Annotated in this window: 12 protein-coding genes; 8 read left to right on the top strand and 4 right to left on the bottom strand. The window is 72.4% G+C overall.

Features of this window, described 5'->3' with window-relative positions; all coding sequences use genetic code 11:
• The first annotated feature begins 40 nt into the window (after window positions 1–40).
• On the top strand, window positions 41–3,028 hold the full coding sequence (locus tag ABD954_RS24625; protein WP_345488942.1) for a bifunctional [glutamine synthetase] adenylyltransferase/[glutamine synthetase]-adenylyl-L-tyrosine phosphorylase: 2,988 nt from the start codon (window positions 41–43) through the stop codon (window positions 3,026–3,028).
• 328 nt (window positions 3,029–3,356) lie between these two features.
• Here ABD954_RS24625 and ABD954_RS24630 read toward each other — a convergent pair whose 3' ends face one another.
• Together ABD954_RS24630 and ABD954_RS24635 are read right to left on the bottom strand one after the other, a co-directional pair.
• A complete protein-coding gene (locus ABD954_RS24630) occupies window positions 3,357–3,560 on the bottom strand; it encodes a hypothetical protein (protein WP_345488944.1) in 204 nt (67 codons plus the stop codon).
• A 130-nt stretch (window positions 3,561–3,690) separates the two neighbouring features.
• Complete coding sequence (locus ABD954_RS24635) at window positions 3,691–4,302, bottom strand: TetR/AcrR family transcriptional regulator (protein ID WP_345488946.1); 612 nt, start codon at window positions 4,300–4,302, stop codon at window positions 3,691–3,693.
• A gap of 124 nt (window positions 4,303–4,426) precedes the next feature.
• On the opposite strand from ABD954_RS24635, the gene ABD954_RS24640 reads away from it, so the two are divergent.
• The gene (locus ABD954_RS24640; protein ID WP_345488948.1) at window positions 4,427–5,977 is read left to right on the top strand and encodes an APC family permease; all 1,551 of its coding nucleotides are present in this window, start codon (window positions 4,427–4,429) and stop codon (window positions 5,975–5,977) included.
• On the top strand, window positions 5,884–7,455 hold the full coding sequence (locus ABD954_RS24645; RefSeq protein WP_345488950.1) for an amidohydrolase: 1,572 nt from the start codon (window positions 5,884–5,886) through the stop codon (window positions 7,453–7,455). The genes ABD954_RS24640 and ABD954_RS24645 overlap by 94 nt, the downstream gene beginning before the upstream one ends.
• On the opposite strand, the gene ABD954_RS24650 is transcribed toward ABD954_RS24645, so the two are convergent.
• Together ABD954_RS24650 and ABD954_RS24655 are read right to left on the bottom strand one after the other, a co-directional pair.
• A complete protein-coding gene (locus ABD954_RS24650) occupies window positions 7,439–8,404 on the bottom strand; it encodes a phosphatase PAP2 family protein (protein WP_345488952.1) in 966 nt (321 codons plus the stop codon). The genes ABD954_RS24645 and ABD954_RS24650 overlap by 17 nt on opposite strands.
• A gap of 75 nt (window positions 8,405–8,479) precedes the next feature.
• On the bottom strand, window positions 8,480–9,520 hold the full coding sequence (locus ABD954_RS24655; RefSeq protein ID WP_345488954.1) for a LacI family DNA-binding transcriptional regulator: 1,041 nt from the start codon (window positions 9,518–9,520) through the stop codon (window positions 8,480–8,482).
• 305 nt (window positions 9,521–9,825) lie between these two features.
• Between ABD954_RS24655 and ABD954_RS24660 the strand changes: the two genes are divergently transcribed.
• The 5 genes from ABD954_RS24660 (at window position 9,826) to ABD954_RS24680 (ending at window position 15,792) form a co-directional block, all read left to right on the top strand.
• Window positions 9,826–11,100: an extracellular solute-binding protein gene (locus ABD954_RS24660; protein WP_345488956.1), complete on the top strand. Its 1,275-nt coding sequence runs from the start codon at window positions 9,826–9,828 to the stop codon at window positions 11,098–11,100.
• Between the two features lie 31 nt (window positions 11,101–11,131).
• Window positions 11,132–12,145: a carbohydrate ABC transporter permease gene (locus ABD954_RS24665; RefSeq protein ID WP_345488958.1), complete on the top strand. Its 1,014-nt coding sequence runs from the start codon at window positions 11,132–11,134 to the stop codon at window positions 12,143–12,145.
• Window positions 12,139–13,002: a sugar ABC transporter permease gene (locus ABD954_RS24670; RefSeq protein WP_382745819.1), complete on the top strand. Its 864-nt coding sequence runs from the start codon at window positions 12,139–12,141 to the stop codon at window positions 13,000–13,002. The genes ABD954_RS24665 and ABD954_RS24670 overlap by 7 nt, the downstream gene beginning before the upstream one ends.
• 61 nt (window positions 13,003–13,063) lie before the next feature.
• Window positions 13,064–14,737 (top strand): glycoside hydrolase family 13 protein, encoded by a 1,674-nt coding sequence (locus ABD954_RS24675; RefSeq protein WP_345488962.1) that lies wholly within the window; start codon window positions 13,064–13,066, stop codon window positions 14,735–14,737.
• Window positions 14,725–15,792, top strand: coding sequence for a LacI family DNA-binding transcriptional regulator (locus ABD954_RS24680; protein WP_345488964.1), 1,068 nt, complete (start codon window positions 14,725–14,727; stop codon window positions 15,790–15,792). The genes ABD954_RS24675 and ABD954_RS24680 overlap by 13 nt, the downstream gene beginning before the upstream one ends.
• Window positions 15,793–15,889: the final 97 nt, after the last annotated feature.

Below are 15,889 nucleotides of genomic sequence, written 5' to 3' on the forward strand. Positions count from 1 at the left end.
CTCGACGCCGGACGGAGACGACCGGTGAGGGAGCGGCGGAATGACGGTGCCGGGACGCAGGAGCAGCACGTTCAGCCGGCTGCTGCGGCACGGGTTCACCGATCCGTCGGCGGCCGAGCGCCTGCTCGACCTGCCCGAGCTGGCCGCCCTGCGCGGCGACTCCGTGCTCCTGGACGCCCTCGGCGCCACCGCCGACCCCGACCTCGCCCTGCGCGGCCTGGTGCGCCTCGTCGAGGCGCAGCCGGAGGAGGAGCGGCGGGGCCTCACCACCACGCTGCTGTCCGCCAAGCCGTTCCGGGACCGGCTGCTCGGGGTGCTCGGCACCTCCGAGGCGCTCGCCGACCACCTGGCCCGCCACCCGCGCGACTGGCAGGCCCTCGTCACGTACGAGGCGGCGGACCTGCACCCGGGCGTCGCCGACTTCGAGCGCGGGCTCGCCGAGGCGACCGACCCGGTCTCGCTGCGGGTCGCCTACCGCCGTTGCCTGCTCGCCATCGCCGCCCGCGACGTCTGCGGCACCATCGACGTCGCCCAGACCGCCGCCGAACTGGCCGACCTCGCCACCGCCACCCTGCGCGCCGCGCTCGCCCTCGCCCGCGCCGCCGCCCCCGAGGACGCCGCCCGCTGCCGGCTCGCCGTCATCGCCATGGGCAAGTGCGGCGGCAACGAGCTCAACTACGTCTCCGACGTCGACGTGATCTTCGTGGGGGAGCCGGCGGACGGCACGGACGAGGCCAAGGCCCTCCAGGCCGCGACCCGGCTCGCCTCCCACCTCATGCGGATCTGCTCCGAGACGACCGTCGAGGGCACCATCTGGCCCGTCGACGCCAACCTCCGCCCCGAGGGCCGCAACGGGCCGCTGGTGCGGACCCTCTCCAGCCACCTGGCCTACTACCAGCGCTGGGCCAAGACCTGGGAGTTCCAGGCCCTGTTGAAGGCGCGGGCGGTGGCCGGCGACCCGCAGCTCGGCGCCGCGTACATCGACGCCGTCTCCCCGCTCGTCTGGAAGGCGGCGGAACGCGAGAACTTCGTCTCCGACGTGCAGAAGATGCGCCGCCGGGTCGTCGACAACATCCCCGTCGGCCAGGTCGACCGCGAGCTGAAGCTGGGCCCCGGAGGTCTGCGCGACGTCGAGTTCGCCGTGCAGCTCCTCCAGTTGGTGCACGGCCGCAGCGACGCCACCCTGCACAGCGGCTCCACCCTCGACGCGCTCGCCGCCCTCGCCGCCGGCGGCTACGTCGGCCGCGCCGACGCCGCCCAGCTCGACGACGCGTACCGCTTCCTGCGCGCCATGGAGCACCGCATCCAGCTCTACCGGCTGCGCCGCACCCACCTCGTGCCCGAGGCCGAGGAGGACCTGCGCCGCCTCGGCCGCTCCCTGGGACTGCGCACCGATCCGGTGGCCGAACTGGGCCGCGAGTGGCGGCGGCACGCGGCCGTGGTGCGCCGGCTGCACGAGAAGCTGTTCTACCGGCCGCTCCTCGACGCGGTCGCCCAGCTCGCCCCCGGCGAGATCCGGCTCAGCCCCAAGGCCGCCGGGCAGCGCCTCGAAGCGCTCGGTTACGCCGACCCCGCCGCCGCCCTGCGCCACCTGGAGGCGCTGTCCTCCGGAGTCAGCCGCAAGGCCGCGATCCAGCGGACGCTGCTGCCGGTGCTGCTCGGCTGGTTCGCCGACTCCGCCGACCCGGACGCGGGGCTCCTCGGCTTCCGCAAGGTGTCCGACGCGCTCGGCAAGACGCCCTGGTACCTGCGGCTGCTCCGCGACGAGGGCGCCGCCGCCGAGAACCTGGCCCGGGTCCTGTCCGCCGGCCGGCTCGCCCCCGACCTGCTGCTGCGCGCCCCCGAGGCGGTCGCCATCCTCGGCGACCCGGAGGGCCTGAAGCCGCGCGGCCGGGACCACCTGGAACAGGAGGTGCTGGCGGCGGTCGGCCGGGCGGAGGGCCCCGAGCAGGCGGTGGTGGCGGCCCGCGGGGTGCGCCGGCGGGAACTGTTCCGCACCGCGGCGGCCGACCTCATCGGCTCGTACGGCACCGAGGACAGCCCCCGCACGGCGGACCCCGGCGACCTGGTCGACCGGGTCGGGCAGGCGGTGACCGACCTCAACGCGGCCACCATCGCGGGCGCGCTGCGGGCCGTCGTACGGGCGGAGTGGGGCGAGGAGCTGCCGACCCGGTTCGCGGTGATCGGCATGGGCCGCTTCGGCGGACACGAACTCGGCTACGGCTCCGACGCGGACGTGCTGTTCGTGCACGAGCCGCGCGAGGGCGTCGACGAGCAGGAGGCGGCCAGGGCCGCGAACCAGGTCGTCACCGAGATGCGCCGGCTCCTCCAACTGCCCACCGCGGACCCGCCGTTGCTGATCGACGCCGATCTGCGCCCGGAGGGCAGGAACGGCCCGCTGGCGCGCACCCTGAAGTCCTACGAGGCGTACTACCGACGCTGGTCGCTGGTGTGGGAGAGCCAGGCGCTGCTGCGCGCCGAGCCGATGGCCGGCGACCGGGAGCTGGGCGAGCGGTTCATCGCACTGGTCGACCCGCTGCGCTACCCGGCGGACGGGCTCGGCGAGGACGCGGTGCGCGAGATCCGCCGCCTCAAGGCGCGGATGGAGACCGAACGGCTGCCGCGCGGTGCCGACCCGACCCTGCACGCCAAGCTGGGGCGGGGCGGGCTGAGCGACGTCGAGTGGACGGTGCAGCTGCTCCAGATGCGCCACGGCCGGGCCGAGCCCGGCCTGCGGACCACCCGTACCCGCGCGGCCCTGGCCGCCGCCCTCGCGGCCGGTCTCATCGGCGCGGACGAGGCGCAGACCCTGGACGAGGCATGGGTGCTCGCGACCCGGGTCCGCAACGCGGTGATGCTGGTCCGCGGCCGCCCCGGCGACACCTTCCCCTCCGAACCGCGCGAACTGGCCGCGGTGGGCCGCTACCTGGGCTACGGCCCCGGCCACGTCGGCGAGATGGTCGACGACTACCGCCGCGTCACGCGCCGGGCGCGCGCGGTGGTGGAGGAGCTGTTCTACGGGGCGTGACCCGCGGGACGGCCCCGTCCGGCCCGCGCCCGTCGCCCCGCCGGGGCGGTGCCCGCCCACGATCGGCACGGCGCCCTTCGTCCGCCCCCCGTTGTGGGCAATCGTTCCTCCCCAAGACTTCGTCCGGGTGCCCACCCGTCCCCCCTAGGGCTTAGCCCTGGGGGGACCCCCAGGCGGGACGATTGCCCACACGGGGGTGGGTGGGGACGAGTGCCACGCGGAGGTGGGCGGGACGAATGCGCCTGCCCCCCCACGGGCGGGGGCGGCGGCCCACACCCGAGCGCGGGCCGGACGAATGCCCGCACCACCGCCGGGCTCAGGCGCCGTCCTACTCGCCGCCCGCCGCCGCCGTGTCGTTGCCGTTCCGGCCCTTGTGGCCCGCCCGCTGGACCGCGCGGGCCGCGTCGCCGGCCGCGAGGGTGGCCCGGGCGACGCCACGGGTCCAGCGCGGGCCGCCGCGGGCGGCCCAGACGACGCAGGCGCAGCCGGCCACGACGAGGACGAGGATGCCGGACAGGATGAGCAGGGTCATGGGGGTCCCCCTTCGCTGATGCCCGCCGGGTGCGGCCCGACGGTGGTCGGCCCCATGATCCCAGGTGGAGGTTCGGAGGAGCCGCCGGTACCGGGGGGCGTAGACCCGGTGGTAGTCGCGCCCCTTGGTCTCAGGCGGAGGTGTCGAGGAGCCGTCGGCACCGGGCCAGACAGCCGTCCAGCGCCAGTTCGAAGGACGCGTCCGAGCGGCCGCCGGCGACCGCCGCGAGGGCGGCGGCCAGGCGGGGGGTGGCGGTCTCGTCGGCGAGTTCCCACATCATCTCGGGGGCGGCCATGTCGAGGGCCGAGCCGAGGACCAGGTTCTCCAGGCCGATGATCACCGGCATGACGTCCGCGAGCGGGAAGCCCGCCGCCAGGAGCCGGGTGACGGCCTTCTCGTACTGCAGGAGCACCTTCGGCGCGCGGACCGGGGACGTGGTGAGGAGGGGGATGGCCCGCGGGTGGGCGGCGAAGGCGGCCCGGTAGGAGCGGGCCCAGGCCGCCATGGCCGCGTCCCAGGGCTCCAGGTCGAGGGCGGTGTCGTCGATCGCGTCGCAGACCCGCTCCCGGAGCAGCTCCACGATGCCGTCCCGGCCGTCCACATGGTGGTACACCGACGCCGTCTGCGCACCCAGCCGCCGCGCGATCTGCGGGACGCTGAAGTCGCCCTGCTCGTCGACGAGTTGGAGCGCCGTGGTGGTGATGCGCTCCCGGTCGAGGAGGGGCGTGCGCGGCCGGCCCATGCAGGTCTTCTCCCAGTTCAGGTCTTCCCGAATCGTCGGACCCGAGGCTACATTGCGCCACACCAGTCAACCGAAAGGCTTTAGGTTTCCGCGTCCCTCGTCCCTTCGGAAGGGCTCTTTCCGCATGTCCTCCACCCGTTCCCCCGCCCCCGACGAGCCACCCGGCCTGCGCACCGGCACCCTCACCACCGCCGACATCTCCTTCTTCGTGGTCTCCGCCGCCGCCCCGCTCACCGTCATGGCCGGGGTCGCCCCCATCGCCCTCGTCCTCGGCGGCATCGGCGCCCCCGCCGGCTACCTCCTGGCCGGCGTCACCCTCGCGGTCTTCGCCGTCGGCTTCACCGCCATGAGCCGGCACGTCCGCAGCGCCGGCGCCTTCTACGCGTACATCACCCGCGGCCTCGGCAAGCCGCTGGGCATCGCCGCCGCCCTGGTCGCGATGGTCGGCTACAACGGCATGGAGATCGGCGTCTACGGACTCCTCGGCTCCGCCACCGCCGACACCACCCACGCCCTGCTCGGCGTCGACGTGCCCTGGCTGCCGGTCGCCCTCGCCGGTCTGCTGCTCATCTGGTACGGCGGCTACCGCTCCATCGACTTCGGCGCCAAGGTCCTCGGCGTCCTGCTCGTCGCGGAGACCGGCATCCTCGTGCTCCTCGCCGGCGGCGTCCTCCTCGCCGGCGGCGCCGACGGGCTCTCGCTCGCCTCCTTCACCCCCGGCAACGTGCTCGTGCCCGGCACCGCGGCCGTCCTCGCCTTCGCCTTCTCGGCGTTCACCGGCTTCGAGTCGACCGTCATCTACCGCCGCGAGGCCCGCGACCCCGCCCGCACCATCCCCCGCGCCACCTACATCGCGGTCGGCTTCCTCGGCCTCTTCTACGCCTTCGTCGTCTGGACCGTCATCCAGGCGTTCGGCGACGAGAAGGTCGTCCAGGCCGCCGCGGACGACACCGGCGGACTCTTCTTCGCCGCGATCACGACCTACGTCGGGTCCTGGGCCGCCGACCTGATGCACGTCTTCATCGTGACCAGCATCATCGCCTCGCTGCTCGCCTTCCACAACGCGATCAACCGCTACGCCCTCGCCCTCGCCGAGGAAGGCGTCCTGCCCACCGCCCTCGGCCGCGTCCACCCCCGCCACCGCTCCCCGTACGTCGCCGGCCTCGCCCAGACCGTGCTCGGCGCGGTCGTGGTCCTCGGCTTCGCGGCCGCCGGGGCCGACCCGTACACCCAGCTGCTGCTCTGGGTGAACACCCCCGGCATGCTCGGGCTCATGGCGCTGATGCTGCTCGCCGCCCTCGCCGTCGTCCGCTACTTCCGGCGCGTCCCCCACCAGGAGGGCGCCCTGCGCACCCTCGTCGCCCCGGTCACCGCCGCCGTCCTGCTCGCCGTCGCGCTCTGGCTGGTCACCAGCAAGGTCGCCCTCTTCACCGGCGCCTCGCCCACCGTCAACACGGTCCTGGTCGCCGTCGTCCCCGCCGTCCTCGTCCTCGGGCTCCTGCTCGCCGCCCGGCTGCGCCGCACCCGCCCCGAGGTCTACGCCCGCTTCGCCGCCGAACCCACGCCTTCCGGAGATCCCTCGTGTCCGCAGCACCCGACCTCGTCCTCGCCGACGCCCGCGTCCGCGACCCCGAACCCTCCCGCCACACCGCTGTCGCCGTCCGCGACGGACTGATCACCGCCGTCGGCGACGACACCGACGTCCGCGCCTGGCGCGGCCCCCGCACCGAGGTCGTCGACCTCGCCGGCGCGACCCTCACCCCGGGACTCACCGACGCCCACAGCCACCCCGTGTGGGGCCTGGAGATGTTCACCGGCACCGACCTGTCCGCCGTCACCGACCTCGACGGACTGCGCGCCGCCCTCAAGGGCGCCGAGCGCCGCGACGGCTGGGTCCTCGGCTTCGGCCTCGACCACAACGTCTTCGCCGGCCGGCCCGTCCACCACGAGCTGATCGAGGACGTCCTCGACGGCGCCCCCGCCTTCCTCCGGCTGTACGACGGACACTCCGCGCTCGCCAGCGCCGCGGCCCTCGCGGCCGCCGGCATCGACGGGCCGCGCGCCTTCGCCCAGCGCTCCGAGGTCGTCTGCGACACCGGGGGCCGCCCCACCGGGCACCTGAACGAGCACGCCGCCATGGACCTGATGACGCCCGTGCTGCCCGCCCAGCCCTACGCCGAGCGCCGCGACCGGCTCGTCGAGCTGCTGTCGGCGATGGCCGCCACCGGACTCACCGGCGCCCACGTCATGGACCTCGGCGGTCACGACGTGCCCGGCCTGCTCGCCGCGGTCGAGGCCGACGGCGACCTGCCGCTGCGGCTGCGCCTGGCGCCCTGGTGCATGCCCGGCGCGAGCACCGAGGAGCTGGACGAGCTGGTCCGGCTCCAGGAGCGGGCCGGGCGGCTGTGGCGGATCGGCGGGGTCAAGTTCTTCATGGACGGCACCGTCGAGGGCGGCACCGCCTGGCTGGAGCACGCCGACTGCCACGGCCAGGGCACCGACGCCTTCTGGCCCGACCCGGCCGCGTACACCGCCGCGGTACGGCACCTGCACCGCGCCGGCGTCGGCACCGCCACCCACGCCATCGGCGACGCCGCCGTCCGGCACGTCCTCGACACCGTGGAGACCCTGGGCGGCACCGGCCCCCGGCACCGGATCGAGCACATCGAGACCGTCCCCGACGACCAGCTCGGCCGCTTCGCCGCGCTCGGCGTCGTCGCCTCCATGCAGCCGCCGCACACCGCCTACACCCGCGCCGACCACACCGACGAGTGGTCCAGGCGGCTCGGCGAGGAGCGGGCGGAGCGGGCCTGGCGCTGCCGGGACCTCAGGGAGGCGGGTGCGACCCTGGCGCTCGGCTCGGACTGGCCCATCGCCCACTACGACGCCCGTCAGGTGCTCGCCACCGCCCGCTCCCCGCGCGGCGCCGCCTCCGCCCGACCCGGCCTGACCGGGGCGATGGCGCTGGAAGGCATGACCACGCACGCGGCGCTCGCGGCGGGGGAGGAGCACCTCGCGGGCCGGATCGCCCCCGGCTACCGGGCCGACCTCACGGCCTTCGCCGTCGACCCGGTCGACGCCCCGGCCGACGAGACCGCCGGGGCCCCGGTCCGGCTCACCGTCGCCGGAGGCCGGATCACCTGGCGGAGCTGAGCGGCTCCGGGGCGTCCTCGGTCTCCTCGGGCTCCCCGGCCCCCTCACGGTCCGCCGCCACCGCAACCGGCGGCGGACCACCGGGGACGGCCCCCTGCGGGACCGAGGCGTCCGGGGCGGCCGGGGCCGTGGCCGGTTCCACCAGCTTGGGCAGCTTGTGCGGGCGCGAGCCGTACCAGACGTAGCTGACGGCGAAGCCGAAGGCCAGGCAGATCACGCCGCCCACCGCGTCCAGCCAGAAGTGGTTGGCGGTGGCCACGATGACGACCAGCGTCGCCGCCGGGTAGAGCAGGCCGAGGATCCGCGCCCAGGGCGCCTTGGCCAGCAGGAAGATGGTCACGCCGCACCACAGCGACCAGCCGATGTGCATCGACGGCATCGCCGCGTACTGGTTCGACATGTTCTTCAGGTTGCCCGAGGCCATCGAGCCCCAGGTGTGGTGCACGAGCACGGTGTCGACGAAGCTCTGGCCGCTCATCAGCCGAGGGGGAGCGAGCGGGTACAGGTAGTAACCGACCAGCGCCACGCCGGTGGTGGCGAACAGGACCGTGCGGAACGCCGCGTAACGGCCCGGCTGCCCGCGGTACAGCCATACCAGCACACCGATCGTCACGATGAAGTGCAGCGTGGCGTAGTAGTAGTTCATCGACACGATCAGCCAGGTCACCGAGTTCACGGCGTGGTTGACGGTCTGCTCGAAGGCCAGGCCGAGCGAGTGCTCGGCCTGCCAGATCCAGTCCGCGTTCCTGAGGGCCTGGGCCTTCTGCTCGGGGACCGCGTTGCGGATGAGCGAGTAGATCCAGTAACTGACCGCGATGAGCAGGACCTCGAACCAGATCCTCGGGCGCCGGGGCGCACGGGCGCGCAGCCGCGCCCAGCCGCCGCCGGCCACGATGGGTGACGACGGGGTCGTCCGACTTTCCGAGGTCTTCACGGTCGTTTCACCCATAGGTCGAGAGTCTGCCAGATCCCGTCCCCTCGACCGATCATCCCTCGGTCGGGTACGGGGCGCACCCGGTCCGCCTTAAGGCGTAGGGGGTGCCGTAGGGGTCGAAGGTGCCGAGGCGGTGGAGCCGCGCACCACCAGTTCGGGCATGAACACGAACTCGCTGTGCGGGGCGGGCGTGCCGCCGACCTCCTCCAGGAGGGCCCGCACGGCGGCCTGTCCCATGGCGGACACCGGCTGCCGGATGGTGGTCAGCGGCGGATCGGTGAACGCTATGAGCGGGGAGTCGTCGAAGCCGACGACGGAGACGTCCCCGGGCACCTGGAGTCCCTGCTGCCGGGCGGCCCGGATCGCGCCGAGCGCCATCATGTCGCTGGCGCAGACGATCGCGGTGCAGCCCTTGGCGATGAGCGCTGCGGCGGCGGCCTGGCCGCCCTCCAGGGTGTAGAGGGAGTGCTGGATCAGCTCCTCGGCCTCCTCGGGGGTGAACCCGAGCCGCTCCTGCATGCCCTTGCGGAAGCCCTCGATCTTGCGCAGCACCGGCACGAACCGCTTCGGGCCGACGGCGAGGCCGATCCGGGTGTGCCCGAGCGCCGCCAGGTGCGTCACGGCCAGCACCATCGCGGCCCGGTCGTCGGGGGAGACGAAGGGGGCCTGCACCTTGGGCGAGAAGCCGTTGATGAGGACGTACGGGACGCCCTTGCCGCGCAGCTGGTCGTAGCGGGTGGTGTCGGCGGTGGTGTCGGCGTGCAGTCCGGAGACGAAAATGATCCCGGCGACGCCCCGCTCCACCAGCATGTCGGTGAGCTCGTCCTCCGTGGACCCGCCCGGGGTCTGGGTGGCGAGCACCGGCGTGTAGCCCTGCCGGGTGAGGGCCTGCCCGATGACCTGCGCGAGCGCGGGGAAGATCGGGTTGTCCAGTTCGGGGGTTATGAGCCCGACGAGGCCGGCGCTGCGCTGGCGCAGCCGGACCGGGCGCTCGTAGCCGAGCACGTCGAGTGCGGCCAGCACGGATTCACGGGTGGCCGCGGCCACACCGGGCTTGCCGTTGAGCACGCGGCTGACTGTGGCTTCACTGACCCCCGCCTGGGCTGCGATGTCGGCGAGCCGCGCGGTCATGGGAGTGGACTGTACCGGTCGGGCGTCCCCTTGCCCACCTCGCGCGCATTCCGGCCGCCTTCGGCGGGCTTGCGCAAGTTCTTGCAAGAGACGGCATGGTTCCGTGACTGTCAAGCGGCTCGTCGGCAACCTTCGGGACACGCGGATGTAACGATCCCCGGGTCTTGCAGAAATTTCCCGCAAGGTCTTTCGGCTCGTTTTCATCCCTGTTACGTTCCTGCCAACCCGGCGCGCCGCGAGGGAGCGGTCGCATGAGGAAGGTGTTCAGACCCTCGTTCTCACCGGGACCATTCGAAGGAGTTCACATGCGGCGTGGCATAGCGGCCACCGCGCTGGTCGCGGCCCTGGGCGTGACCCTGGCGGCGTGCGGGAGCGACAACGGATCCACCGGCGGCACGAAGGGCTCGGGCGAGCTCTCCGGCACGGTCACCTGGTGGGACACCTCCACGGTCGGTTCCGAGGACAAGGTCTTCAAGAAGCTGGCCGAGGACTTCACCAAGAAGCACCCCAAGGTGAAGGTCAATTACGTCAACGTCCCCTTCGGCGACGCCCAGAACAAGTTCAAGAACGCCGCCCAGTCCGGCTCCGGCGCGCCCGACGTGATCCGCGCCGAGGTCGCCTGGACCCCGGACTTCGCGAACCTCGGCTACCTCGCCCCGCTGGACGGCACCGCCGCCCTGAAGGACCAGGACGACTTCCTCAAGCAGGCGGCCGCCTCCACCAAGTACAACGGCAAGACCTACGCCGTGCCGCAGGTCATCGACTCCATGGGCATCTTCTACAACAAGAAGATCTTCAAGGAGGCCGGTGTCGAGGTCCCCAAGACCGTCGACGAGCTGAAGTCCGTCTCCGCCAAGATCAAGCAGAAGACCGGCAAGACCGGCCTCTACCTGCGCGGCGACGACGCCTACTGGTTCCTCTCCTTCCTGTACGGCGAGGGCGGCGACCTGGTCAACGCCGACACCAAGACCGTCACCATCGACAACGCCGCCGGCGTCAAGGCGATGAAGACCGTCCAGGAGCTGGTGGACTCCAAGGCCGCGATCACCGACGCGACCAATGGCTGGGACAACATGCAGGCCGCCTTCAAGGACGGCAAGGTCGCCATGATGATCAACGGCCCGTGGGCCGTCGCCGACACCTACACCGGCAAGGAGTTCGCCGACAAGGCGAACCTCGGCATCGCCCCGGTCCCGGCCGGCTCCGCCGGCCAGGGCGCCCCGCAGGGCGGCCACAACCTCGCCGTCTACGCCGGCTCCAAGAACCTGGACGCCTCCTACGCCTTCGTCGAGTACATGAGCTCGCCCGAGGTCCAGGCCAAGGCCGCCGCGGAGCTCAGCCTCCTCCCGACCCGTACCTCGGTGTACGGCAAGTCGGAGGTCGCCATGAACCCGATGATCAGCTTCTTCAAGCCGGTCGTCGAGAAGGCCGTCGAGCGCCCCTGGATCCCGGAGACCGGCAGCCTCTTCGCCCCGCTGGTCACCGAGTACACCAAGGTCCTCACCCACCAGACCACCCCGGAGCAGGGAGCCAAGACGGCGGGCGAGTCCTACCGCAAGCTCCTGAAGGACTGGAAGTAACACGGAAGCGGGAAGGAAGGCAGACCGGCTGATGGCTGTGGACACCAGCAGCCAGTCGGTGGCGAAGGCCGCGGGCGATGACGTCGCCCGCGGCCGGAGCCGCGGAACTGGCCACCGGCGGGGACCGGTGAAGCGATCCCTCTCCACCCACTGGTACGCCTGGGCGATGGTCGCCCCGGTCGTCGTCGTGATCGGCGTGATCATCGGATATCCGCTGGTCCGCGGCATCTGGCTGTCGCTCACCGACGCCAACGAACGCAACGTCGAGCGTTCCATCGGCGTCAACCACATTCCCGCGACCTACGAGTTCGTCGGCCTCGACAACTACGCCGACGCGCTCACCGGAAGCCAGTTCCTCGGCACGCTGGGCTGGACGCTGGTGTGGACGGTCTCCTGCGTCTCGGTGACCTTCGCCCTCGGCCTGGTCCTCGCCAACATGCTCAACCGGAAGATGGCCGGCCGCTCCGTCTACCGGATGCTGCTGATCCTTCCCTGGGCCGTGCCGGGCTTCGTCTCGGTCTTCGCCTGGCGCTTCCTCTACGACGAGCGCCGCGGCATCCTCAACCAGCTGCTCGCGGGCGGCGGCATCGACGCCGTGCCGTGGCTCAACGACCCCACCTGGGCCAAGTTCTCGGTCATCGCCGTCAACGTCTGGCTCGGCGTGCCGTTCATGATGGTCGCCCTGCTCGGCGGTCTGCAGTCCATCCCCGGCGAGATGTACGAGGCCGCCGAGATGGACGGCGCGAACGCCTGGCAGCGCTTCCGGCACATCACCCTGCCCGGTCTGCGCTCGGTCTCCACCACGGTGATCCTCCTGAGCACCATCTGGACCTTCAACATGTTCCCGGTGATCTTCCTGCTCACCCGGGGCGGTCCCGGCGAGGCCACCCAGATCCTGGTGACCCAGGCGTACAAGTTCTCCTTCGAGATCAGCCCGCGCGACTACGCCCAGTCCTCCACGTGGGGCGTGCTGATCCTGATCCTCCTGATGGTCTTCGCCGCGGTCTACCGGCGGGTCCTCCGCAAGCAGGGAGAAGTCTGGTGACCACCGCCCCCGCCCCGGTCCACGCCCCGCGCCGCGGCCGCCGTTCGCCGCTCGCCTCCGCCGGGCTGCACCTCACCCTGATCGTCGCCTCCGTGATCGCCGTCTTCCCGGTGCTGTGGGTCCTGCTGACCTCGCTCAAGCCGGCCAGGTACGCGACCACCACGGACTTCGTGAAGGAGCCGACGCTCCAGAACTACACGAACCTGCTGAGCGACACCCCGTTCCTCACCTGGTTCGGCAACTCCCTGCTCGTCGCCGCCCTCACCACCGTGCTCGGCGTCTTCGTCGCCTCCACGACGGGCTACGCCGTCAGCCGCTTCCGCTTCGCCGGCAAGCGCGGGCTGATGTGGACGCTGCTCATCACCCAGATGTTCCCGGTCGCCGTCCTCATCGTGCCGATCTACAACATCATGTCGTCGATGGGCCTGCTCAACACGTCGACCGGCCTGGTCATCACGTACCTGACCATCGCCGTCCCGTTCTGCGCCTGGATGATGAAGGGCTTCTTCGACACCATCCCGAAGGAGATCGACGAGTCGGGATACGTCGACGGCCTCACCCCGTTCGGCACCTTCTGGCGGCTGATCCTGCCGCTGGCCAAGCCGGGCATCGCGGTGACCGCCTTCTACTCCTTCATCACCGCCTGGGGCGAGGTCGCCTACGCCTCCGCCTTCATGGTCGGCGACGAGAACATGACCCTCGCCGGCGGACTGCAGAAGTTCGTCAACCAGTACGGCGCCCAGTGGGGCCCGATGACCGCGGCCTCCGTGCTCATCGCGGTGCCGGCCGCCCTGGTGTTCCTCTTCGCCCAGCGCCACCTGGTGACCGGCATGTCCGCCGGCGCCGTCAAGGGCTGAGCCCCACCGGGCCCCGCAGCCGAGTCCGCGTACGAATGTCCTTACGAGACACAAGGAAGACATGACCCAGCACCTCGCCGCCCCCGCCGACGCCGCCCCCGCCACCGGCACGCAGTCGGACTGGTGGAGAGACGCGGTGATCTACCAGGTCTACCCGCGCAGCTTCGCCGACGGCAACGGCGACGGCATGGGCGACCTGGAGGGCATCCGCAGCCGGCTTCCGTACCTGAAGGAACTCGGCGTCGACGCCGTCTGGCTCTCCCCCTTCTACGCCTCCCCGCAGGCCGACGCCGGCTACGACGTCGCCGACTACCGGGCCATCGACCCCATGTTCGGCACGCTCCACGACGCCGACGCCGTCATCCGCGAGGCCCACGAACTGGGCCTGCGGATCATCGTCGACCTGGTCCCCAACCACTCCTCCGACCAGCACGAGTGGTTCCAGCGCGCCCTGCGCGAGGGCCCCGGCTCCCCCCTGCGCGAGCGCTACCACTTCCGCCCCGGCAAGGGGAAGAACGGCGAACTCCCGCCCAACGACTGGGAGTCCATCTTCGGCGGCCCGGCCTGGACCCGTACGGAGAACCCGGACGGCACGCCCGGCGAGTGGTACCTCCACCTCTTCGCGCCCGAGCAGCCCGACTTCAACTGGGAGCACCCGGCCGTCCGCGACGAGTTCCGCTCGATCCTGCGCTTCTGGCTGGACATGGGCGTCGACGGCTTCCGCGTCGACGTCGCCCACGGCCTGGTCAAGGCCGACGGCCTGCCCGACATCGGCGCCCACGACCAGCTCAAGCTGCTCGGCAACGACGTCATGCCCTTCTTCGACCAGGAGGGCGTCCACGAGATCTACCGCTCCTGGCGCAAGGTGCTCAGCGAGTACGACGGCGAGCGCGTCCTCGTCGCCGAGGCGTGGACCCCGACCGTCGAGCGCACGGCGAACTACGTGCGCCCCGACGAGATGCACCAGGCGTTCAACTTCCAGTACCTGGGCACCCACTGGGACGCGGCCGAGCTGCGGGCCGTCATCGACGCCTCGCTCGCCGCGATGCGCCCGGTCGGCGCACCCACCACCTGGGTGCTGTCCAACCACGACGTCACCCGGCACGCCACCCGCTTCGCCAACCCGGCGGGCCTCGGCACCCAGCTGCGCACTCCCGGCGACCGCGAGCTCGGCCTGCGCCGGGCCCGCGCCGCGACCCTGCTGATGCTGGCGCTGCCCGGCTCCGCCTACGTCTACCAGGGCGAGGAGCTCGGCCTGCCCGACGTCACCGACCTGCCCGACGAGGTCCGCCAGGACCCGTCGTTCTTCCGGGCCACCGGCCAGGACGGCTTCCGCGACGGCTGCCGGGTGCCGATCCCGTGGACCGTCGGGGGCAGCTCGTACGGCTTCGGCGCCGGCGGCTCCTGGCTGCCGCAGCCGGCCACCTGGGGGCGCCTGAGCGTCGAGGCGCAGACCGGCGACCCCACGTCCACCCTGGAGCTGTACCGCAGCGCGCTCGCCGTGCGCCGCGAGCGCCCCGAACTCGGTGCGGGCGAGTCCGTCGAGTGGCTGGAGGCACCCGAGGGTGTGCTCTCCTTCCGTCGCGGCGGATTCGTCTGCATCGCCAACACCACCGGCCGGGCCATCACCGTCCCGCTGCCCGGCCGGTTGCTCCTCTCCTCGGGCGAGGAGATCCGGATCGTCGACGACGAGGCACTCGTGCCCGCCGACACCACCGCCTGGTGGGCGGTGTGACGATCCCCCTGCCGCGGGGCGCCGGAGGGGGCGCCCCGCGGCTCGCGGACATCGCGGCCCAGTCCGGGGTGAGCGAGGCCACCGTCAGCCGGGTCCTCAACGGCAAGGCGGGGGTGGCCGGCGCGACCCGGCACAAGGTGCTCGCCGCCCTCGACGTGCTGGGCTACGAGCGTCCCGTACGGCTCAAACGGCGCAGCGCCGGCCTGATCGGCCTGGTCGTGCCCGAGCTGACCAACCCCATCTTCCCGGCCTTCGCGCAGATCATCGAACAGGTCCTGGCCGGGCACGGCTACACCCCGGTGCTGTGCACGCAGATGCCGGGCGGTGCCACCGAGGACGAGCTGGTCGAACAGCTGGTGGAGCGCGGGGTCTCGGGCATCCTCTTCCTGTCCGGGCTGCACGCCGACGCGAGCGCCGACCCGGTCCGCTACACCCGGCTGGCCGCCCGCGGGGTGCCCTTCGTCCTCATCAACGGCTTCAACGAGCACGTCGACGCCAACTTCGTCTCGCCCGACGACCGGGCCGCGGCCCGGATGGCCGTACGGCACCTGCTCGAACTCGGCCACGAGCGCATCGGGCTCGCCATCGGGCCGACCCGCTACGTGCCCTCGCGCCGCAAGGCCGAGGGCTTCGTCGCCGAGCTGCGCGAGCAGCTGGGCGTGGAACGGGTCTGGGCCGAACGCTTCGTGCGGCCCACCCTGTTCGGCGTCGAGGGCGGGCACGCCGCCGCCGACCTGCTGCTCGCCGAGGGCTGCACCGGTATCGTCTGCGGCTCGGACCTGATGGCCCTCGGGGTCGTCCGGGCCGCCCGCGGCCGGGGCCTGGACGTGCCCCGGGACGTGTCGGTCGTCGGCTTCGACGACTCCCCGCTCATCGCGTTCACCGACCCCCCGCTGACGACCGTGCGCCAGCCGGTGCAGGCGATGGCGACGGCCGCGGTCGGCACGCTCCTGGAGGAGATCGAGGGAAACTCGGTCCAGCGCACGGAGTTCGTGTTCCAGCCGGAGCTCGTCGTCCGCGGTTCCACGGCGCAGCCGCCGCAGCCGGCCGTCTGACGGTCCGTCGGTTCGTAACTCCTTGCACAACTCCTTGCATCGCCTTGTTTGAAGTCTTGACCGCACGTCTGTACGCCCCTACGGTCACGGCTGAAAA

The organism is Streptomyces roseoviridis, from assembly GCF_039535235.1.
Taxonomy (GTDB): Bacteria; Actinomycetota; Actinomycetes; order Streptomycetales; family Streptomycetaceae; genus Streptomyces; species Streptomyces roseoviridis.

Bases quoted from the DNA above. Each gene is read 5' to 3' on its own strand.
- ABD954_RS24625 (WP_345488942.1), top strand. From the start codon at position 41: ATGACGGTGCCGGGACGCAGGAGCAGCACGTTCAGCCGGCTGCTGCGG.
- ABD954_RS24655 (WP_345488954.1), bottom strand. From the start codon at position 9,520: ATGACCGCGCGGCTCGCCGACATCGCAGCCCAGGCGGGGGTCAGTGAA.
- ABD954_RS24675 (WP_345488962.1), top strand. From the start codon at position 13,064: ATGACCCAGCACCTCGCCGCCCCCGCCGACGCCGCCCCCGCCACCGGC.
- ABD954_RS24650 (WP_345488952.1), bottom strand. From the start codon at position 8,404: ATGGGTGAAACGACCGTGAAGACCTCGGAAAGTCGGACGACCCCGTCG.
- ABD954_RS24630 (WP_345488944.1), bottom strand. From the start codon at position 3,560: ATGACCCTGCTCATCCTGTCCGGCATCCTCGTCCTCGTCGTGGCCGGC.
- ABD954_RS24665 (WP_345488958.1), top strand. From the start codon at position 11,132: ATGGCTGTGGACACCAGCAGCCAGTCGGTGGCGAAGGCCGCGGGCGAT.
- ABD954_RS24635 (WP_345488946.1), bottom strand. From the start codon at position 4,302: ATGGGCCGGCCGCGCACGCCCCTCCTCGACCGGGAGCGCATCACCACC.
- ABD954_RS24640 (WP_345488948.1), top strand. From the start codon at position 4,427: ATGTCCTCCACCCGTTCCCCCGCCCCCGACGAGCCACCCGGCCTGCGC.
- ABD954_RS24660 (WP_345488956.1), top strand. From the start codon at position 9,826: ATGCGGCGTGGCATAGCGGCCACCGCGCTGGTCGCGGCCCTGGGCGTG.